The organism is Psychrobacter sp. WY6 (assembly GCF_018448495.1).
Taxonomy (GTDB): Bacteria; Pseudomonadota; Gammaproteobacteria; order Pseudomonadales; family Moraxellaceae; genus Psychrobacter.
In genome coordinates this window covers 1,731,214-1,754,054 of sequence record NZ_CP049902.1, presented here as the reverse complement: position 1 = coordinate 1,754,054, position 22,841 = coordinate 1,731,214, and the positions used below count along the sequence as shown (strand labels likewise).

Below are 22,841 nucleotides of genomic sequence, written 5' to 3'. Positions count from 1 at the left end.
GTTATTTTATGTCTTTATTGCAAATTGCCGAACCCAATCAAAGCGCCCAACCCCATCAGCATCGTTTTGGCCTAGGAATTGATCTTGGTACTACGCGCTCATTGGTCGCGGTAGTACGCTCAGGCAAGGCGCAAGTCTTAGAGGCAAGCGCAGCTACCGATACCTTATTACCTTCTGTGGTCTATTATCCAAGTATAGGTAAGCCGTTAGTTGGCTCTGATGCATTAGCTCACTTAGCGGATGATCCAAAAAATACGATCGTCTCGGCTAAGCGTTTTATGGGGCGTAGTCAAGCTGATATCAAATTCTCTCATCCTTATGAGTTAAGCGGCAGCAAAGATGACATGCCAGCATTTGTGACGGCTCAGGGTAAAGTATCGCCTGTTGAAGTATCAGCACGTATTTTAGCAGCGCTTGAGCAACGGGCAGCTAGCGCATTGCCTGCAGACAGTATCGAGGGTGCGGTCATTACTGTCCCTGCTTATTTTGATGAAGCCCAGCGTCAAGCGACCAAAGATGCAGCCCAAGCGGCTGGTATTAATGTTTTACGTCTGCTAAATGAGCCTACTGCTGCTGCCGTCGCCTATGGTCTCGACCAGTCAACGCAAAACGGCGATAAAGAAAGTTATTATTTAATTTACGATTTGGGTGGCGGTACTTTTGACGTTCTATCTTAAAGCTGACTGATGGCGTCTTTGAAGTATTGGCAACTGGCGGTAATAGTGCATTAGGCGGTGATGACATCGATCGTCTAATGACCAATTGGCTTATCAAACAATTAAATATCGATCCTAAAGATGTGAGTCGTCATGACAAGTCAATACTGGCGCAACAAGCCAAAGCTTATAAACAAGCCCTGACTGACGATGAACAAGTTGATATCGATATCACTGTGAATGAGCAATCTTATCAAGGTGTACTTCGCCGTACAGATTTGCTGGCTATTGCAGAGCCAGTGAGCCGCCGTACATTGAGCGTATGCGAACAAGTCCTGCGTGATGCCAAGCTTTTGAGTGCTGATCTAGACGAAGTAATTTTGGTCGGTGGCTCTACTCGTATGCCTGCTATACAACAAGTCGTGACAGAGTTTTTTGCCAAGCAACCACTTTGTCGTCTAAATCCCGATGAAGTCGTGGCTTTGGGTGCTGCCCAAACGGCGCATCAATTGGTCAATGGCGATAGTAATAACAACCTATTATTGTTAGACGTAACGCCGCTATCGCTTGGTCTTGAGACCATGGGCGGCTTAGTTGAAGTACTGATTCCACGTAATACGCCTATCCCTGTCAAAAAACGCCAAGTGTTTACCACCTATCAAGATGGGCAAACAGGCATGGTGATTCATGTGGTACAGGGCGAGCGCGAGACAGTAGATAACTGCCGTTCATTGGGTCGTTTTGAGCTATATGGTATCCCGCCGATGAAAGCTGGATTTGCTCGTATTGAAGTCACCTTTAGTATTGATGCGAATGGACAGCTAACCGTCAGCGCACAGGAAACCACAACCAAGACAGAAAGTAAGATTGAGATTGTGCCTTCTTATGGGTTATCAGATGAGCAAAAAGAGCAGTTGCTCGTTGCAGGATTCAAGCATGCAGAAGAAGATAAAAATACACGTTCTTTAATCGAGACCAGAGTAGAAGCGGAGCGTGAAGTATTAGCGCTACAATCTGCCCTTAAAGAATTTGCAGCTTTATTGTCTTCTGAGGAGCAGCATTCATTGGCTGAGCAAATACAAGTGTTGCAGACAACGCTCAGTACTGATGATTTGGCACTTATCGAAGCACAGCAAGCAAAGCTCAAGCCTCACAGTGATGCTTTTGCTGCCCGTATATGAATCAAGCGTCAAAGCCAGCATGGCAGGCACGAATGCCCAAGATTGGTAGCAGATACATTTAAAATGTGACTTAGTCACCATACTAAGCTCATTTCTTATATTTTATTCTTTAATTGATTAGCACTGGAAAGACGATTTATGCCAAAAATTACCGTACCCCATCATGAAATTTGCCCTGAAGCGCTGAAGTCGAGCTAGAAGCTGGCAGCAACTTATGTAAACGCTATTGGAAAAAGGCATTAAAATTGAACATGCATGTGAGATGTCAAAAGCCTGCACCACATGCCATGTGGTCGTCCGTAAAGGTTTTAATAGTTTAGATGAAATGGATATTGAAGCCGATTTATTGGATCGTGCTTGGGATTAGAGCCTGACTCACGCCTATCTTGTCAGGTCATGCTCGATGATGAAGACTTAACCATTGAGATTCCTAAATATACGCTCAACCATGCAAAAGAAAACCACTAAACGCTAACCGTGAAATTCATCTGACTGTTATATTGCAAAAGCCAGCTATCATAATAATAGCTGGCTTTTTTGTGCTTGATTTTATAAACATTATTTTTGGATGATTATTTATGACGATTGTCATTGATTGTCATTACGTTTGCTTGCTGCCGCTATGTCAGTTGCCACTTTTTCTTGCTCCTGCTCGACACGCTCAAGCGCAAAATTTAAGCGTGCTCTGATATCTTGATAATCATTATCCTTCATATCTTTAAAATTTAGATGCAAATTGAAACCTGGTAGTGTGTGATCAACCCACTTTGATAAATGACCTTTATACGTATCTGGATCCAGCACTTGCCATGCATTTACCTTGCTATCAAAACCCTTTAACTTGAACGCACCCGCATGCTGACAGTCATAGTTATGACAGATATAATCGTAAGTACTCTCACTGACCAGTATCTCATCTTTACCAGCGCTCGACTCAAGTCTTGCCGCTAGATTGGCCTCTTTACCAATAAGAGTATAGCTTAGACGATTATTACTACCAAAATTACCAACATGGCAATAACCTGTGCTGATGCCGATGCGGATGTACAATCCCTCAAAGCCCATCAATCGCCATTTCTGCCTCAAAGTTCGCATCTCGCGACGCATATCTATTGCCATTGCAATACAGTCTAAAGCATCTTGGCGCGCACCGCGACTATTTGGCTCACCAAAAAAACACCATGCCATCACCAATAAATTTATCAAGTACGGCGCCATGCTTGTTTGCTATCAATGTCATACAATGCATATAAGTATTTAAGATATCAGCCAAATTGTCAGCGCTCAAACTATCTGACAATTCCGTAAAGCCAACGATATCTGAGAACATAATCGTCAGCTTAGCACGCTTATTAGCAACAGTAACTGGGCTATCAGATTTTACGATAGGCTCCCAAACTTGCGGAGGTATGAAGCGCGTCAACTTATTAATGACGGAGACCATCGTGCTTAATCGTCCAACAGCCTGATGAGCACGAGTTTCATAACCAATATACTCTTGGTACACATGCCAAAACTGATACAGTATGACGATCATACTGGCTAATAATATTATTGGTGTGGTCCAGCCTTCATGGCAATCTATATCAGCACTGCTTAGGGTAACGCTAACATAATAGAAAACAATGACGGTGATTATAGAGACGGCAATCAGTTTTAAATGATTTTCAGGGCTACTGATAATAATTCTGAGTGCTATAAGCGCGGCTAAGCTAAGCGAAATAACCGTGCAAAACTGTATCGACCCAATAACTACCGATAGTAAAATGATAACAATGTTAGACGTCCAAAAGCTTTTTTGGCGGCGATAGTTATAAATCAAAATCATTAAACTTGGCAGACAAACAATAACGAGCAGTGCCATTGAAGTAGGTCTAAAATTAAAATGTACAGCGAGGAGTATGACCGTAAGCATTAAAACGAAGACTTCTGGATAGTCAAATCGATAAATCCCTTCATTTTTTGAAGAGTGATTTGGTCTCAGCGTGTCTAAAAAAGGCATATGAAGTATTCGCTTACGTAAAACAGGCTATGTAAGAAACTAAAAGGCTTGAGGATAGCACACGCGTACTACCTACCTCTATGCCAAGTTATGTATAAAATTAATCAATGATTACATTATACTTTTTAAATGCAACAAAACCCATGTCACTGATAGCCAAAAGCCTACCACTCATCACTCATCTTGTCTTAATATGCTACTAAATCGGGATTATAAGACATATCGTTTAAACCAAACACAAAAAATCCAGATAATATTTATCTGGATTTCAAATACTTAAAACCTATTAATATATAAAAATTAGGGGCTGTAATAACTGAGCATAACGTTGGCACATAACCGTAAAACGACTAAGACACCAAAATAAAGCCTAACTTTAAACGTTTAGCCATTTTTCCAGTTATTTTGATGGGTCAATCGATACCCAGTTAATCAATACCTCGCCAATAGAGTATCATTATCAATTTGCCAATCAACTTACCGACCTGTTACTAATCAGGTATTTATTACATTTGCCAGTCAAACGGCATTTGATGATGACCACGCAATGCCATCATTAACGTCTGCTGCATCTGCGCCAACACTTCTTTAGTATAAGGAATAGCAGGAACTCCCCATACTGGATTTGGCCATTGCATGTCGTTTTGATAGCGAACGATATGATGAAAATGTAGCTGTGGTACTTGATTACCGAGTGCAGCTACATTCATTTTATCAGCTTGAAAGGTCTTGGCTAGCTGACTCGACAACCAGCTTGACTCACGTAAAAACTGTGTTTGATCGGCTTCAGATAACTCATATAACTCTTTGATACCTGATACGCGCGGCACTAATATTAACCAAGGAAACTGGCAATCATTGATTAAACGACAAGTCGATAATGGGAAATCACCCACTAAAAAACTATCGGCAGCAAGTTTATGATGAAGTTGGAACATAATGACGGTTCTCTTGTTATGACACTCAGATAAAAGGAATATAAATCTAGAAAAGCAGAATTTAATTTACTAAAAAACAATAGGCTAAATATAGGATGTTGCTATTTTATCAGTTATCCGACCGATAAAATAGCGCTATGACTCATTGTCTTGACGTCCTACTTGGGCACTGGCTAGCTGACTTATTGAGCTGATTGAATCTACCGAAAATCATTGCTAAGCTCTCAAAATGCCGAAATACCAAAACAACTACGCTGACTCTGCCACCATATGCTCGCTAAAATAGCGTAATAACTCTTGAATCGCGGTGACGCTGTTGCGGCGTTGCCAGTTTATCAGCATCTTGATAACGAATACCAGAAGCACCGTTCATACGATAACGCTGACCATTTGATTGAATCAACTTAATAATCGCCAAGGCATCGACTGGGGTATCAGGCGCAAACTCTAATGTCATGCTATTACTATTGGCATCAATCTTATTAATCTTCAGCGGCTCAGCTTGTATACGCAGTCCGTGGATGGCGAACAACTGCTTAGTTTGCTCTGGTAATGTACCAAAACGGTCAATCATTTCGGTACGAATATCAATCAATGCCTCTTTATCATCGGCATTACTGATACGCTTATAAAATAACAAACGCTGATGGACATCATGTAGATATTCTTCTGGTATCAATGCTGAGCTATGCAGATTAATCTCACTAGTCAGCGACAACGGTGTGCTTAAATCAGGCTCTTTACCCGCTTTAATGGCTTTTGTCGCTCGCTCCAGCATGTCCATATATAAGCTAAAACCAATCGCCTGCATATTACCACTTTGCTGCTTACCAAGTATTTCGCCAGCACCGCGAATTTCTAAGTCTTCGCTAGCCAGCATAAAACCTGCACCTAAGGTATTGGCACGTTCAATCGCATGCAATCGGCGCTTAGCATCGCCTTTTAGACCTTTGATAGAAGGCACAAGTAGATAACAATACGCTTGATGATGACTACGACCGACACGACCACGCAGCTGATGTAATTGTGCCAAGCCAAACTTATCGGCGCGCTCAATGATGATAGTATTGGCATTGGGCACATCAATACCGGTTTCGATAATGGTAGAGCATATCAGGACGTTGAATTTTTTATGATAAAACTGCTGCATCACTTGCTCAAGTTGGCGCTCTTGCATTTGCCCATGAGCCACGCCTACTCGCGCTTCAGGCACCAATTCACGTATGGTTTCTGCCATACGCTCAATGCTCGCCACATCATTATGTAATAAATAAACCTGCCCACCGCGCAATAGCTCACGCAAGATAGCCTCTTTCATTAACGCATCCGTTTTTTGCATGACAAAGGTTTTAATCGCCAAACGTCGTGCTGGAGGTGTCGCGATAATTGACATGTCACGCATACCTGAGAGCGCCATATTGAGCGTTCTAGGGATGGGGGTTGCTGTCATCGACATACTATCCACATCAGTCTGAATCGCCTTGATACGCTCTTTATGGCGCACCCCGAAGCGATGTTCTTCGTCGACAATCATCAAACCTAGATTAGAAAACTTCACATCAGGTTGTAACAGTTTATGGGTACCGATGACGATATCGACTTTACCTGCTGCTAAATCTGTCAACACCGTTTCTTGATGCTTTTTGCCGCCAAAGCGCGATAGCGTCTCGATACGCACTGGCCAATCAGCAAAACGGTCGCGGAAATTGTCTTCATGCTGACCGGCCAGCAAGGTCGTCGGCACTAGCACCGCTACCTGATAACCGGCGCTGACGGCAATGAATGCTGCCCGCATAGCCACTTCTGTTTTACCAAAACCCACATCACCGCAGATGAGCCGATCCATTGGTTGGTTTTGTCGCATGTCTTCCATCACCGCATGAATGGCATTGGCTTGATCCGGCGTTTCTTCAAAGGCAAATTGACTGGCAAAGAGCTCATACTGTGACGCATCTATTTTAAAATGAATACCGACTTTAGCTTCACGACGCGCCTGCATATTAAGCAGTTCAGCCGCTACGTCATGGATTTGCTCAAGCGCTTTTTGCTTGGCTTTATCCCATTTTCCGCTACCGATTTTGTGCAATGGCGCAAGCGCTGGATCACCGCCACTATAACGGTTAATCATTTGCAAATTAGCAACGGGCACATAAATACTGGCATCATCGGCATATTTTAAGTGAATAAACTCTTGCTCGCCATCACCCACATCTAACGTAATCAGCCCATTGTAACGCCCAATACCATGCTCGATATGCACCACTGGGCTACCTTCGGTTATTTCAGTAACACTCTTAACCAAAAACTCTTCAGACACGCCACTTTGACGACGACGGCGTGTTTGCAGGACTTGCCGACCAAATAACTGCGTCTCACTAATCAGCACCAAACGCTCAGGAACATAAACCCCGCGCTCAATGGGCGCAACGGTTAAACCAACCTGCGGCAGCTTATTACCTTTAACGCTGTTGGTTTTGTCCGCTGCTAGAAACGCTGCAAAGCTGTCATAAGCCTTAATGTCAATCTTGCCTTTGAACAGCTCAATAAGAATCTCACGACGACCCGCTGTTTCAGCAACGATCAATACTGGCGTCGCTGTTTGTGCTTGCAGCTCTAAAAATTCTAATAGCTGGGTAAGAGGCTCAGCCTTTTGGTGGTTAACGGTCAATTGTGGCGGCTCTTGCGCACTGAGCGTCACCAAGCCTTGCTGCTTATTTGCCGTCAGCGGCAATTGTGGCTGTAAATCTGATTGGTGTTCAACTTGTAACAATGAACTGTCTGCTAACAACGAATCACCGCTGTCAATCGCAGCGACATCCGTCATGCTAGCCAGCTCATTGCGCGCACTGAGAATCACGCGTGGATAATGATTAAGGTGCCCATTTAAGGTATTCGATAGCAAATATAACCATTCAGGCGCGACAATAGGTTTATCGATATCATGACGACGCTCTTCATAACGGCGCTGAATTTGTGACCAGTAATCTACCTGTTTTTCATTAATCAGTTCATCAGTGATAAACAGCGCATCGCTTGGTAAGTAAGCAAACAAGCTACTCTCTGCTGTCCACGCTTTTAAATCAAAAAATAGCGGCTGATAATATTCAAGTCCGCTACTAGCGATACCTGCCATTACGTCTTTATGTAGCTCAAACTTACGGCTGCTCGCATTAGGGAACATCGTGGCGAAGTTGGTACGAAACGTCTCACGCCCTTCATCAAGCGGGAACTCTTTGGCGGGTAGTATTTGGAATTGTTCGATAGGTTTTGAGATATCTGGCAGCTTGTGTAGCAGTGATAGTGACTCTTTGCCCATACTGCTATCGTTGCCACTCATCATGGTTTTGAGGTCATCAACGGTCAATGTCCGCTGGGTTTGCGGATTAAAAAAACGAATGGTCTCAATCTCATCATCAAACAAATCTAAACGTAGTGGAAACGGCTGACCCATGGCAAAGATATCAATGATGCTGCCACGTACCGCGAATTCACCCGGCTCAAATACATTCTCAACGGCGCGGTAGCCTGCCTTTGCCAGCAATCCGCGCTGGGTATTGATATCAAATCGATCACCAACGCTCAAATCAAAATGCTGCCCAATCAACCAGCTTGGCGGTGCTACGCGATGCATTAATGCCTGTACCGAGATTAGCAGTACGCCTGTCGTTGGCATATCCGTTAATAGATTGATACGCTCACTAACAATATCTTGATGCGGTGACAGCTCATCATAGGTCAACGTCTCCCAATCGGGGAACACATAAGCATCGACGCCGCAAAATGCCAATTCCGTCTCTATCTGATTGAGCTGGTTTTGGTCACGCGTCACCACAACTTTTAATCGGTCGGCAACATTCCATAGCGGTGTTTGCACCAGACTTGCTAGCCACAAGCTGCTGACTGCACCATGCACAGGTGCCAGCCAACGCCGCTCGGCATTCTGGATAGGAAACAACTGCTGGTTAATTGGTTCAAAGGCGTCAGTCAAAGCAATGATAGGCATAAAGAGTAGGATCAATGTTAAGAGTCAGAGAGCTATTATACGAATATTTCAGCAATTACCAAAATTTATGCCGTAACGGTTTGTCACTTAGCATTTTTATTAAAAAACCAATAGCCAAATAGCTGATCAAGATTATATTCGTATATAAAGACAGGATGATTAAATGTAAAAACCTCAACGGCTAAGCTGAGGTTTTAGAGTGCTATTTATTAAGCTAGTGTTAAATGACAAGCCATTTTTAAATTAATGGCTTGTCGCTAGCGATAATGCCATTGTTATCGGCATAGACAAACATACCAGAATTTAGTGTTAAATCACCAAAGCTAATTTCAATATCGGTTTGACCTTCATCGCGGCGATTCGATTTACGCGGAATGCAACCAAGCGCCATAACACCGATGTCCATTGCTGCCATATCATCAACGTCACGGACGCAGCCGTATACGATAACCCCCGCCCAGCCATTATCAATCGCTGACTGCGCAATCATGTCGCCTAGCAGCGCACAACGCATCGAACCGCCGCCGTCAACGACCAATACCTTACCGTTACCATCTTTGTCTTTACCATCGCTATTTAGCAATGATTTGACGCGACTATTGTCTTCGAAGCATTTCACCGTCACAATTTCACCGCAGAATTTCTTTTTGCCTCCAAAGCTATGAAAAGACTTACCTTCGATATTAGGCAACACACCTGCGACTCAGGATTGGCATCCAATAAATCACAGGTCACAAAGTTCTCTTTATCCATTGTTATTGATTCTGGCATGTCTGACATAGTGACGCTCCTTGTTATGTATGATTGGTTATTTATGACTGACTATTTATGACTAGGGCTTAATTTTAATTATTCCCTTAACTTAATACTTAGGCTATTTTTTAACTTTAGTCATCGCTAGCATTTGCTTATTTTCGATGATATCAGTGGTTTGGATAGCTGGTTCATTACGGTATTTATTACGCTGATAAACATCATGCGCACTCATCGCCATGGCACTGGCAACGCGTTTAGCGGAAATGGGATGCAGTGACAATGATTCTGAAACTAAGGGCGATATCAGCTGAAAGGCTTTTTGACCAATACTTTCGAGCGGACGACCTTTATGCTTGCCAAGTAACAAGGACGGACGGAAAATGACTAGCTGCGTAAAACCTAGCGCCATAATAGACTGTTCAGTTTCAGCTTTTACGCGATTGTATAAAAACCGACTATGAATATCAGCATTCATGGATGATAACAAAAAGAAATTTTCAACACCTTTTTCTTGGCACAGTTTGGCAAAATTGACATTATAATCATGATCAACCTTTCGAAAGGCCTCATCGCTACCAGCCTGCTTCTTAGTCGTACCAAGACAGCTAAAAGCGTCCGTCTTTCGATCAACACCAACGCTGGCAAATATTTCAGCCAAATTATCAAAATCATTGACCTGATAAAAACGCATGCTGGTATTGATATAGCGTGGCGGACGCCTTGCAATCACAATTAACGTGTCATAAAGCTCACTAAGCTGTTTGACAAGATGCTGTCCGACCAATCCTGTCGCGCCAATTACAATTGCTTTTCGCTGCATAGCCTATCCATTTATAGTGTGTTGGAAAATAGATGATAATGAAAAATCTGATTTTAAAGCCTATCACCAAAGCTTTTCATCTTAGGGCGTATCCTCATTTTTAAAATGGTGATAACAATGAGATAAATCATAGTCAAATGAGGAAAATAGCGCAGATACTATCAGAATGTTAAATAGTATCGGGATATTAACCAGCTATTTGACATTTTTTTTAACATTGTTTGGCAAGATTCAGCCACTTTTAGCCCATTTAGATGTCCATCGATTGAATTGAGGACATGCCCTAGTATCATACCTAAATTAACGCATAACTGAGGGTATTCTATAGAATTTATTGTAAGAGATTTTATCGGCTAAGCGATTTATTCACTCATAAGCGGTTTTTAGTGCAACAATATTGATAAATATTTCAAGAAATAGTTGAGCAGAGACACAAAAAACTGTCGTATATATGATCACACAACTTCTTTAAGCATTAATCATCAAATATATTGTTCTAAGGGCGATAATTTGCTAAGATAACCGGCTTTACACGTTAACGCTGTTTAATTATTCCAAACAGTTTTGGCGCTTGCGATGCTCTATTGCTCATTTAGGTGCCTTTAATAACAGATAGGTACTTTAATATTAGACATCGACATCATGTTTGGCGAGACGGCTGCTCGTTACCGATGATGGTTAAACCCTTTTTTATTGTAATCCACATTCATATTTTTATCTGTCTTTATCAAGGAGATTCGCGTGGCTAATACTGCACAAGCTCGTAAACGCGCCCGTCAAAACACCAAACGTCGTCAGAACTCTGCGTCACAACGCTCTATGGTTCGTACTTACTTAAAACGTGTTGATGCGGCTATCGCAGCTAAAGATTATGACGCGGCTACCGAAGCTTACAAAAAAGAAAGGAAAGGTACCAGTTCTTGATCGTATGGCTGACAAAGGTATTATTCATAAGAATAAAGCTGCTCGTCGTAAGAGCCGGCTGAACAAAACCATCAAAGGCCTACAAGCTTAAGATTGGTAACGTTTAGACCACATCTCGCCTTTATAGCGTGATGACTAAAACCTTGTTACTGGTTCTAATACTGGGGCAAGGTTTTTTTATGTCTGATTGAAAAATGAGTAGTAATCTTTTCAATAGTATTTAGATTAAATAGTATTTAAATCCATTTTACTTCTGGTGGTAAGAGCAATGTATTAGGATGAAGCCGGCAGCACGGTAGTCTTCTAATAAAGTATGAATCGGGCGCACATACACTTCACCGCGCCAAACGAAGTGTGCACTGGCTTGTTCAAACGGCTTATCATCAAACCACAAAAACACGCCTTCCATCATCTTTGGCCAATCATTCCAATCAATCTCGACCACATCAAACATCACTGCTAAAAAAGCAGATAACAACGTATCATGACTAACAGCAAGCATGAGATGCCCTTGCCGCGGCTGATGTTGATAAAACAGCGATAAAATATCGAGACCGCCTTGGTAAGCGTTTTTGGTACCTTCAAGATTGCCTTGCAAAAATCGATTGATAAAGTTGAGTACACCAATTTCTTTAAATACTGGATTTGCTATTTCAGGCTCAGTCACTAGGCTACCAGGCTCGACCAACAATGACTGATGCGTAATATCACGTTGTAGTCCCGCACCTGCTTGCATCAGCTGCGCCGTGTCAATACAGCGTCCAATCGGACTTGAGATACTGTCTACATCGAGCGAGTACGGTAAATGCCCTGCCAACCAACGCCCCCAAGACTTCGCTAGTACTCGACCTTTAGGTGTTAGGGGTAATTGATAACTGGCAAAACCATTGCCATCAGAGCGTTCACGTAAGGAATGTCTGGTAAATAAAATAAGCCGTTTATCTTCAGGCAATAAGCTGACTGAGGAAATCATACTATCAGGCAAGTGCGAAGGCGCCGGAGCACTTGGAGTATGACTCGCAAGCTTTTCAGCAGACAGTTTTGAGGGATTGTTATTGAGATATTTGCTCATGGTAGCAAGCGTAGCAGATTTTTTGATATGAATGAACAAAATATCAGTTCAATTGTAATATTGCTTACGAGTCTATGCGGTTAGACTTTAAAATAAGCACTATTTTATATTCACTATTTTAAAAAATACGAATCAAGGTGACAAATAACTAAAAAGATATTTACTTTCAAGAGGCTAAAATTACTTAGCCGATATCAATGACTTTGTCCCACGCGAACGCTAATGCAGTGCTGCTCACCTCATTTGGATACGCACGTGGATTGACAATGACTCGTGTATTACCAATACGGTAATCAAATGCTTCGTGTGTATGTCCATGTACCCATAGTATTGGCGCCCAATCTTCATGCATCCAGCCAGATAAATCACTGATAAAAGCTGCGTTACTTGGTAGATTCGCATACTTCTCAGACACCGATAATGGACTGATACTATGATGGCTCATTACAACAGTTTTTTTGCCAAGTGTTTTGGCGGTGATCAATGCTTGCTTTAACCATTGACGCTGCTTAGCATGGATTTGCATCGATACTTCAGGTGAAAAAAGCTCTCCTCCAGCATAGATTTGTTTATAGTCACGCATAAAGCGCATAGCAGCAGCTATAGTATCTTCATTGGCCTGATATTGGTAATCTGTCCATAAAGTACAACCTAGGATACGTATGTCACCAATATCAATATGTTGACACTGTAGAAAACGGACGCCTTGCTGCGACTGGGCATTATAATTATCCCAAGTCGCCAGCTTTTTATCAAAATGTAGCACATCTTCATTAAAGTATTCATGATTACCAGCTATCGTAATCACAGGCACTTGCAAACGTGCTGCCTGCTCTTGTAGCCATGGCATACCACTATCACTGTTAGCAGTATCGCCCGCGACTAATACCACGTCTGCATCAGTTTTGGGAATATGCCCTAGCGGATGTGACTGACGCGCATAACTGTCAATATGTAAGTCACTTAAAATCTGTAATTTCATAAGTTCTAATATCATTAAATAAACGTAAATAGTTTAGCACTTTTTGATATACCCGCAAAAATTAAAAAAAGACAGCGGATGAGGCTGTCTTTTTTATCATGCTGACACTATAAAATGCTAAACGCTTTGTAAATATCCAAATATTTTATAAGTATCTAAATACCTCGGAGTATCTTTTGTAATTTAGCCGCAGGATCTGCTACCTGAGTAATTGAACGACCAATCACCAAATAATCAGAACCATCATCTAACGCCTGTTTTGGCGTGCAAATACGCTTTTGATCATCTGCATTGTCGTCTAGCAAGCGAATACCAGGGGTAATCAATTTAAAATCCTGACCACATAGTGTCTTGAGCGTTTTAGCTTCTTGCGCTGAACAGACCACACCATCAAGACCTGCTTTCTTGGTTAATTGTGCCAATCGACTCACTTGCGCATCTAGACCATCGGTAATACCTGTTTGCATCAATGCTTGATTATCCATAGAGGTCAGCACGGTGACGGCTATCAGCAAGGTATCAAAGTTACCGTCTAACAAGCGCTGTTTAGCCAATGACATCGCCTCTAAGCCCGCGCTGGCATGCACATTCACCATCCATACGCCAAGCTCAGCTGCCGCTAGTACCGCTTGAGCGGTAGTATTAGGAATATCATGGAATTTCAAGTCTAGAAATACGTCAAAATTACGCTGATGTAGCGCCTTAACTATCTCAGGACCACAGCGAGTAAATAGCTCTTTACCCACTTTTAAGCGGCATGATGTTGGATCTAACTGATCAGCTAATGCTACCGATGCCTCCATCGTCATATTATCTAAGGCAACGATGACTGGGGAGTTCATTGTATTATTCATGGTTTTACCATATCTATATCAGAATTATCAAAACACTATATATGAACTGCTCATAGGTCAGTACAAAATATAATTTAGTCTCGTTTTGTTTGGTAAGTGTCGCGCCTTCATCTACAGTAAGTACTTCTGCGTCTTGCACTTGCACATTGGTCGCTGTCGAACCATAAACAGCCTCTTCCACCGTTGGTGCAGTTGCTTGGCGATCAATGACAGCGTTGGCTTGTGTCAGTTGCGCTTGCAAGTTCACATTCGCTTTTTGCAAACGCGAGATTTCCCACTTATTCTGTAAGACACGGAAGATAAGCAGTGCCAACAAGATGCCAATAACAATACCAAGCATAAGGCATAAAATCAGCAGCAATCCTAGATTCATCGTCGGTGCTTGCGAGAATAATAAATTTACGCCAACTTCGGTATTATTTGCCAACACCAAACCAAGTGAATAAGCAAAGCTCAAAAACAGCAATACAAATAGTAAAAAGCGCATGAGACGTCTACCTCGATTTGGAATGTCGTTAGTGTTTTAAAAATAGCACTCTAAAACCTTCATCAACCCAAACATTTATATGCTTATAAACTCACTAGTGATAAGTTCTAGCAAAAATGGCTGGCAAGCACTCTTGTTGGCAATTTTACCCAATAAATACTTTATAACACACTTAGCTATTTGCTACTGTATCATTGACTGCCTCACGTAATGCCTTACCTGGTTTAAAGTGCGGTATCGCTTTGGCAGGTACAGGTACGCTTTCTCCTGTTTTAGGATTTCGACCCATACGGGCACGACGATGGTGCAGACAAAAACTGCCAAAACCACGAACTTCTACGCGTCCATCATTGGCTAACGTATCGGTCATCAAGTTTAATATTTCACGTACTGCATCATCGACTACAGTATCAGTCATATTGTCACAGTTCGCACTTAAATTACTAATAAATTCGGACTTGTTAATCGCTTGCTGCATTTACGCTTGCCTTGTTGATTAATGGATAAGATGACTGTGAATTGGACCATCATTTTCGATAGCTGGTTACTTTTAAGACAAGCTATACATCAAGATCATAAGGATAAATAGCCATTCACTAAAATAATCTCAGTGTCTTAAATAAGTAATAATTCACATCTCGTTACTCAATGTTGCAAATGATAGCGGATATTACGGTAAATGGAAATAAGAGTTTGCCCGTTTAAGCAAAAACCTCGTTGATTAAATAGTGCACTTAAAATTTAAGCAAAAAAAAAGCGACCATAGTCGCTTCTTTTATAATCTTATATCAATAACGTGCAGCTTACTGCATTTGCTCTTTGATCAAATCACCAATTGTTTTTGGCTGTGCATCAGAACTGGCAGTAGTACTAGTCGTGCTAGTGCTGCTTAGCTCTTTAATCGCTTGACGCTCTTCAGCTTCGTCTTTCGCTTTGATAGACAAGTTGATGTTGCGAGTTTTACGATCAACACTGATGATTTTCGCTTCAACGTCATCACCAACGCTCAAATGCTTAGTCGCATCTTCAACGCGATCACGTTGAATTTCAGAGGCACGTAGATACGCTTCAACTTCGTCAGCAAGCTCGATAGTAGCGCCTTTAGCATCTTCTTTTACTTTACCATTAACGATAGCACCGCGGTCATTGTTGACTAGGTATTCGTTGAATGGATCAGAGCTTAACTGCTTCACGCCTAGGCTAATACGGTTTGCTTCTGCATCTACTGACAATACCATTGCTTCAACGGTGTCGCCTTTATTGTAGTTACGGATAGCGTCTTCGCCAGTTTCGTTCCAAGAGATATCAGATAGATGAACAAGACCATCAATACCACCGTCTAGACCGATAAAGATACCGAAGTCAGTGATTGATTTGATCGTACCAGTGATTTTATCACCGCGCTCATGTTTCTTATCAAACTCATCCCATGGGTTAGCTAGAGTTTGTTTGATACCTAAGCTGATACGACGACGTTCTTCATCGATATCAAGAATCATTACTTCAACTTCATCGCCCACTTGAACAACTTTTGATGGGTGGATGTTTTTGTTGGTATGATCCATTTCTGACACGTGTACTAGACCTTCAATACCTTCAGAAATCTCAGCGAAACAACCATAATCAGTTAAGTTGGTGACGCGTGCTTTAACCACACTACCTACTGGGTAAGTGCCGCCAACGTTATCCCAAGGATCAGTACCAAGTTGTTTTAGACCTAGGCTAACGCGATTGCGCTCACGGTCAAACTTCAATACTTTAACTTTTAGGTCTTGACCAACTTCAACAACTTCAGATGGATGCTTGATACGGCGCCATGCCATGTCAGTGATGTGCAATAGACCATCGATACCACCTAGATCAACGAATGCGCCGTAATCAGTAAGGTTCTTAACGATACCTTCGATCTCGATGCCTTCTTCAAGCTTGTTCAATAGCTCTTCGCGCTCAGCTGAATTTTCAGCTTCCATAACTGCACGACGGCTAACAACAACGTTGTTGCGCTTTTGATCAAGTTTGATAACTTTGAATTCTAGCTCTTTGCCTTCAAGATGCGTGGTGTCACGGATAGGACGAACATCTACCAATGAACCTGGTAGGAACGCACGTACTGAACCGATATCTACAGTGAAACCGCCTTTAACTTTGCTTGAGATGATACCTTTTACGATTTCATCATTATCAGCGATTTTTTCAAGGAAGTTCCAAGTTTCAACACGTTTGGCTTTTTCACGTGAAAGCAAGGTTTGACCCATGCCGTTATCAACCGCTTCAACCACGACATCAACGCTATCGCCAACTTCAACTTCAAGTTCGCCTTCTTCGCTTAAAAACTCTTCACGAGCGACGATACCTTCAGATTTCAGACCAGTATCAACAGTGATCCAGTCGTTATCAATGGCCACAACAGTACCAGTGATAACCGAGCCACGCTCGATATCCAGACCTGTTTCTTCGATGCTCGCTTCAAATAGTTCAGCAAATGATTCCATTATGTCTACCTTTGTATAGCCGTATCCTGTCCAGCACAGTACGGATCAAATTTATGATTGCATAAAACGAGAATACTGGTTTTATATCCCATACAATCATATATAAAAACGTTTGTTGTTAGTAAGCACATAACTTATTAAACTCACTAGCAACAACTGTCTTATATTGCAATGCCTTATACTTTTAAATCTCTATGATTTAGAAAGAATATTTTTATCACTCTCTAGAGATTATTAGCGTCTACTACTGTGATTTTATACTAAAATCAAGCGTATAGGAAACTTTTTCATACTTACTAACTTGTTTTTATTAACTATTAAAGAAAATACCTTTATCCTGACAATGTCTTTTCACTTGTGCATAAACTTCATCAGCATCTAAGTTAGAGCTATCTAGTAGTAGAGCATCTTCTGCAGGCTTTGATGGTGCAGTCGCTCGATTCTCATCACGATCATCACGAGCTTTAATCGTCGCTAAAATCGCGTCAAAATCTGCCGTCTGACCAGCATTTATTAACTGTGTTACGCGGCGCTCGGCACGCGCTTCAGCACTGGCAGTCAAATACACTTTTACATCCGCATCTGGGAACACCACCGTTCCCATATCGCGACCATCAGCGACCAATCCAGAACGAGTTGCCATATCTTGTTGCAACTTTAGTAATGCTTGACGAACTTTTGGAAATACGGCTATTTGTGATGCATAGCCGCCCACGGTTTCATTACGAACCTGCTCACCAACCGCTTCACCATTCACTAAAATATCAACACGTCCTGATGCATTGTTAGGTACAAAAGCAATCTCTAGGCGCTGCGTTAATGCTAATACAACCATCTCGTCAATGGCTTGGCTTCCATCTGCCGCAACTAATCCCGCTTCAAATGCTTTGAGTCCAACGATACGATACAAAGCACCTGAATCTAGCAGTTGATAATTCAATGCTTGGGCTAAACGCCACGTGACCGTACCTTTACCTGCCCCACTTGGTCCATCAATGCAGATAACTGGGTAGCGCAACACTGGCGCTTGGTTATCATTACTGCCAGCACCAAAGTTATCAAGTATAGCGTTATCAGCTGTAGAAACGGTCATAATACTCACTTAATAGTAGACGATACTGATACGGCTTAGTGCATGCTAGCTGCAGAATAATATTTACTTATTTATCAAACGCTTGACAATTAATTCATCATTTCGTCATCAAATAGGGCGATATTATAGCAAAGAAACCTACCCATCACTAGCAGCAAGACTGATATCTTGTTAATTGCTTATATTGTCTTTCTTTTTTGCCGCTTTTCGTCGTTCACGGAAAAAGGTCTTAAGCATCTGGCTACTATGCTCACGACATAAGCCATTATGTACTTCGATAGCATGATTATAAAAGGTTGTATCGGTAAATTTATCTGACTACCAACCATACCCGCTCGTGGCTCGCTTGCTGCATAAACCAATCTATCTACCCGCGCATGAATGAGCGCTCCGATACACATCGTACAAGGCTCTAAGGTAACGTATAACGTTGTCTGTAATGGTAAACGATAGTTTTTTAAGCGCGCACACGCTTCTCTTAATGCGACAATCTCGGCATGAGCGGTCGCATCGTGACGACCAATTGGCTCATTGAATCCTTGACCAATAATCTGCTGATTATGTACCAGTATCGCTCCTACTGGCACCTCTCCACGCTCAGCACCTTGCCTAGCAAGTTTAAGAGCTATGTTCATCCAGCTCATATCTTGAAGTGACCAAAATGCGCTGGCTTGCATATCTTCAATAACTAACTGACTATTTGCAGTTGGATATGGCTTCAAGCTTATATTTTTTTTATGTTTCATTTATTTTGACAACTATTGCGGTAATTGCCAATCGATAGGCGTTTGCCCATACTGTACCAGATAATCATTGGTCTTAGAAAACGGCTTGGAACCAAAGAATCCACCACGATTGGCAGCAAGTGGTGATGGGTGTACAGCGGTGAGAATAAGATGCTTATCAGTATTGATATATTTGCCTTTTTTCTGTGCTTTACTGCCCCACAATATAAATACGGTATGTTCTGTTTGTTCATTAACCACATCAATCACCGCATCGGTAAACTGCTCCCAACCTTTATTTTGATGGCTATTTGGCTCACTTTCTCGCACGGTCAGAGAGCTATTTAATAGCAAAACTCCTTGCTGCGCCCAGTAAGTCAGGTCGCCATGTTTTGAGGGTGCGATACCAACGTCACTTGCCATCTCTTTTAACAAATTATTGAGTGAGGGTGGCTTTGGAATGACTTTGGGCACTGAAAACGATAAGCCCATTGCCTGCCCTGGTCCATGATAAGGATCTTGACCTAGTATCACGACTTTAACTTGTGATAAAGGGGTCAGGTTTAACGCATTAAATATTAAAGGTGCTGGCGGATAGATACTGTTTTCTGATTGATAGGCTTCTTTTAAAAACGCACGCAAGTCGTCCATATGTTAGAAGTTAACTCGTCTGCTAACGCCGTTTTCCAATCTTCTGGCAAGCGCACATTGTCTAAAATTGCTTGTTTTTGCGCTGGCGTTTTTGGCGTTTGTTCATCGAATAATTCCATAGTATGTCCTGTTATATTTGTTATTAATTAGATAAATATCGAGTAATGATGCGTAAACCAATCTCGCACATGAATGGGAGCTCGCGATTTCATACGTTGGTTTTGTTATGAATTATAGCAATAAAAAAACGGCTACCACAGTAACATGGTAACCGTTGTTATTACATTAGTAGCAAAAACTTAGCTGGCGAGTGACTCAGAGTCTGGATGTGGCTCATGAGTCTCAACGACCGTCAAGATAATACGACTATCTGCTGATCCTTTATATGTAGAGTTATAATCCGTCTTACCACTGTACTTATCAAGCTTAACAGAATCACCATCTTGTTCATCATTAGCTTCAGGCTCTAAGGTGAGATGTACTACCCCACCATTGACCAAATCACCAAACAAAATCATACTTGCCAATGACTTTTTGATCTCATCTTGAATCAGACGCTGCATTGGGCGTGCACCCATTAGGCGATCATAGCCTTTGTGAGCCAAATAATCGCGTACTTCGTCATCAATCTCTAAGGTGACTTGTTTATCATCAAGCTGGACTTGTAGCTCAACCAAGAATTTATCAACCACAGATACCACCACGGAGGTATCTAATGGGTTAAATTGGATGATGGCATCTAGACGGTTACGGAACTCTGGCGTAAAGACACGTTTGAGCGACTCCGTATTATCACGGCTATGGTCTTGCTGAGTAAAGCCCATTGAAGAGCGGCTAATACTATCAGCACCGACATTGGTCGTCATAATCACAATGACTTGCTTAAAGATAGCCACACGACCATTGTTATCAGTCAACGTACCATGATCCATCACTTGCAGTAACAAGTTGAAGACATCAGGGTGCGCTTTTTCAATCTCATCAAGCAATAAAACACAATGTGGATGTTGATTGATTTTTTCAGTCAACAAACCACCTTGATCATAACCGACATAGCCAGGAGGCGCACCAATCAAACGCGATGCGGTATGGGCTTCCATATTCTGACATATCAAAACGAACCAGTTCTACGCCTAACAAATTTGCCAATTGACGTGAAACTTCGGTTTTACCCACCCCAGTAGGACCGGCAAACATAAACGAACCAATTGGCTTATCTGTTGCTTTTAGACCGGCACGTGATAGCTTAATGGCGTCGGCTAATGTTTCAATTGCTTCATCTTGACCAAACACTAAGTGTTTAAGATCACGATCTAAGTGCTGAAGAATACTCTTATCATCACTCGATACTGACTTGGGCGGAATACGTGCAAGCTTGGCAACAATCGCCTCAATATCTGCCACATCGATTTTCATTGGTGGTTTTTTCTTAGCCTTGGCACTTTTTGACTCACTGAACGATTTGGCACGATCATTGGCTTTTGCAGTTTCCGCTTCATCCTGCATTTCGCTATCGCTATACGTGTCGCCATCGAGACCCTCAACATCGGCATCAATCTGAGCATCAAAATCTTGCTCTATATCCGCAATGAAGATTTCTTCTGCATCAATATCATCAGCATCAGGAATCACGCCTAAACGCTTATAGGCACCTGCTTCGTCAATCACATCAATCGCTTTATCTGGTAAAACGCTCGTGAATATGCTTAGCAGATAATTGAACGGCGGTGACCAACGCTTCATCGGTATATTCAACATTATGAAATTCCTCATAACGAGGCTTCAGACCGCGCAAAATATCAATTGTATCGTCGACACTTGGTTCTTTGACATCAATTTTTTGGAAGCGACGTGACAGTGCATGGTCTTTTTCAAACACTTGACGGTATTCGGTAAAGGTAGTTGAGCCGATACAGCGCAGCTCACCATTAGCAAGTGCTGGCTTAATCAAGTTTGATACGTCCATATTGCTACTCATTGACGACCCTGCGCCAATAATCATATGAATCTCATCAATAAACAAGATCGCATTGGGCTTCTTCTTTAGCGCATCAAGCAGCGACTTCATGCGTTTTTCGAAATCACCACGGTATTTGGTACCAGCGATTAATGAGCCAATATCAAGGCTATAAATCACGCAGCCATTCAATGGTTTCGGTGCTTTATCATTAATAATCAACCACGCCAAGCCTTCAGCGATAGAGGTCTTACCGACGCCAGGCTCACCAACCAATAACGGGTTATTTTTACGGCGACGACATAATACTTGCGCGGCTCGCTCAATTTCAGGGCCACGTCCAATCAATGGATCAGTCTTACCTTCAGCCGCACGCTGGTTCAGGTTGGTCGCAAACTCAACCAAGGGATCTTTACTGGTTTTTTCTGAGGCACTACGGCGTTCGCCCGTCATAGAAGCACGTGGCTCAGATGGCTCGTCTTTATCTTGACCATGCGATAAGTACTGGGTCAGCTCAAGACGACTAATACCCTGCTTTTTGAGCAAATAAACGGCATAAGTATCGTGCTCTGAAAACATAGATACTAAAATGTCTGAGCCTTCAACAAGGCGACCACCACCAATAGATTGTACATGGAAAATAGCACGCTGCAGAATACGATCAAAGCTTTGGGTTGGCTGCGGTGACTGCTCGGTGTCTGCGTCTACCGTTGGCGTATGCTTATTGATATAAGCTTCTAACTCGGTGCGCAGCGTTGAAACATTAGCATTACAGGCAGTTAATGTATTGGCAGCGTGAGTATTCTCTAATAACGCCAATAATAGATGCTCAACAGTGAGGTACTCATGCGATTTTTGGCGCGCAAGTGTCATTGCTAAACGCAAAGAAACTTCAAGATGACGACTTAACATAACGACTTCCTACGGTTATACCTATCTTTATAATTGATAGCTTTATGAATGAGTTAGTAAGTAAATCAGGGCGACAGATGGATTGTTCAAGGGCTAAATCTGTATTATCAAAAGACAGCGCTAAATGATATTGACCATGTATTACTCAAGTAGCAGTGCTATCTACTTATCACCAATTAAGCGTTTTGATCACTCATACTTGCTTTTCTTTATCTCAACACGATACTTAAGAAGAGTCAATCTATTAACACAGACTAAAATGTATCAAGGCGTACTGCGCATCAATATTTATAGTAAAGAAATAGCATGAAAGCTTCAAAAACTGAGCAAATAAAG

13 protein-coding genes and 6 pseudogenes are annotated in these 22,841 nt (G+C 42.0%); 3 read left to right on the top strand and 16 right to left on the bottom strand.

What is annotated here, in order from left to right; translation table 11 throughout:
* Positions 1-8 precede the first annotated feature (8 nt).
* Together hscA and fdx are read left to right on the top strand one after the other, a co-directional pair.
* Positions 9-1,886, top strand: a pseudogene (hscA, locus tag G7Y90_RS08665) (Fe-S protein assembly chaperone HscA).
* Between the two features lie 89 nt (positions 1,887-1,975).
* Positions 1,976-2,305 (top strand): annotated as a pseudogene (gene fdx / locus G7Y90_RS08660) (ISC system 2Fe-2S type ferredoxin).
* A 120-nt stretch (positions 2,306-2,425) separates the two neighbouring features.
* Here fdx and G7Y90_RS08655 read toward each other — a convergent pair.
* From G7Y90_RS08655 to G7Y90_RS08635, 6 genes and pseudogenes are all read right to left on the bottom strand, one after another.
* On the bottom strand, positions 2,426-3,043 hold the full coding sequence (locus tag G7Y90_RS08655) for an adenylate/guanylate cyclase domain-containing protein (RefSeq protein WP_284143703.1): 618 nt from the start codon (positions 3,041-3,043) through the stop codon (positions 2,426-2,428).
* Positions 3,003-3,701 (bottom strand): adenylate/guanylate cyclase domain-containing protein, encoded by a 699-nt coding sequence (locus G7Y90_RS17850; protein ID WP_284143702.1) that lies wholly within the window; start codon positions 3,699-3,701, stop codon positions 3,003-3,005. The genes G7Y90_RS08655 and G7Y90_RS17850 overlap by 41 nt, the downstream gene beginning before the upstream one ends.
* A gap of 644 nt (positions 3,702-4,345) precedes the next feature.
* Positions 4,346-4,777 (bottom strand): HIT domain-containing protein, encoded by a 432-nt coding sequence (locus G7Y90_RS08650; protein WP_045445060.1) that lies wholly within the window; start codon positions 4,775-4,777, stop codon positions 4,346-4,348.
* A gap of 277 nt (positions 4,778-5,054) precedes the next feature.
* Positions 5,055-8,780, bottom strand: a complete 3,726-nt coding sequence (gene mfd / locus G7Y90_RS08645; protein ID WP_250162161.1) for a transcription-repair coupling factor — start codon at positions 8,778-8,780, stop codon at positions 5,055-5,057.
* A 238-nt stretch (positions 8,781-9,018) separates the two neighbouring features.
* A pseudogene (rraA, locus tag G7Y90_RS08640) lies at positions 9,019-9,551 on the bottom strand (ribonuclease E activity regulator RraA).
* A gap of 103 nt (positions 9,552-9,654) precedes the next feature.
* Complete coding sequence (locus G7Y90_RS08635; protein ID WP_045451854.1) at positions 9,655-10,356, bottom strand: NAD-dependent epimerase/dehydratase family protein; 702 nt, start codon at positions 10,354-10,356, stop codon at positions 9,655-9,657.
* Between the two features lie 741 nt (positions 10,357-11,097).
* Here G7Y90_RS08635 and rpsT point away from each other — a divergent pair.
* Positions 11,098-11,371: pseudogene (gene rpsT / locus G7Y90_RS08630) on the top strand (30S ribosomal protein S20).
* Between the two features lie 156 nt (positions 11,372-11,527).
* On the opposite strand, the gene G7Y90_RS08625 reads toward rpsT, so the two are convergent.
* From G7Y90_RS08625 to G7Y90_RS08580, 10 genes and pseudogenes are all read right to left on the bottom strand, one after another.
* Positions 11,528-12,391, bottom strand: coding sequence for a histidine phosphatase family protein (locus tag G7Y90_RS08625; RefSeq protein ID WP_349773328.1), 864 nt, complete (start codon positions 12,389-12,391; stop codon positions 11,528-11,530).
* 145 nt (positions 12,392-12,536) lie between these two features.
* On the bottom strand, positions 12,537-13,334 hold the full coding sequence (locus tag G7Y90_RS08620; protein ID WP_227675924.1) for a metallophosphoesterase: 798 nt from the start codon (positions 13,332-13,334) through the stop codon (positions 12,537-12,539).
* A gap of 155 nt (positions 13,335-13,489) precedes the next feature.
* A complete protein-coding gene (gene pyrF / locus G7Y90_RS08615) occupies positions 13,490-14,188 on the bottom strand; it encodes an orotidine-5'-phosphate decarboxylase (RefSeq protein ID WP_201559850.1) in 699 nt (232 codons plus the stop codon).
* Between the two features lie 13 nt (positions 14,189-14,201).
* Entirely contained in the window at positions 14,202-14,675 is a 474-nt protein-coding gene (locus G7Y90_RS08610) for a lipopolysaccharide assembly protein LapA domain-containing protein (protein ID WP_250162160.1), read from the bottom strand.
* 172 nt (positions 14,676-14,847) lie between these two features.
* Complete coding sequence (locus G7Y90_RS08605; protein WP_045445047.1) at positions 14,848-15,153, bottom strand: integration host factor subunit beta; 306 nt, start codon at positions 15,151-15,153, stop codon at positions 14,848-14,850.
* 325 nt (positions 15,154-15,478) lie between these two features.
* The gene (gene rpsA / locus G7Y90_RS08600) at positions 15,479-17,167 is read right to left on the bottom strand and encodes a 30S ribosomal protein S1 (protein WP_250162159.1); all 1,689 of its coding nucleotides are present in this window, start codon (positions 17,165-17,167) and stop codon (positions 15,479-15,481) included.
* 310 nt (positions 17,168-17,477) lie between these two features.
* Positions 17,478-18,260: a (d)CMP kinase gene (cmk, locus tag G7Y90_RS08595; RefSeq protein ID WP_087816139.1), complete on the bottom strand. Its 783-nt coding sequence runs from the start codon at positions 18,258-18,260 to the stop codon at positions 17,478-17,480.
* Between the two features lie 179 nt (positions 18,261-18,439).
* Positions 18,440-18,895, bottom strand: a complete 456-nt coding sequence (gene tadA / locus G7Y90_RS08590) for a tRNA adenosine(34) deaminase TadA (RefSeq protein WP_349773327.1) — start codon at positions 18,893-18,895, stop codon at positions 18,440-18,442.
* 123 nt (positions 18,896-19,018) lie between these two features.
* Positions 19,019-19,755: pseudogene (locus G7Y90_RS08585) on the bottom strand (uracil-DNA glycosylase).
* Between the two features lie 180 nt (positions 19,756-19,935).
* Positions 19,936-22,505 (bottom strand): annotated as a pseudogene (locus tag G7Y90_RS08580) (AAA family ATPase).
* Positions 22,506-22,841: the final 336 nt, after the last annotated feature.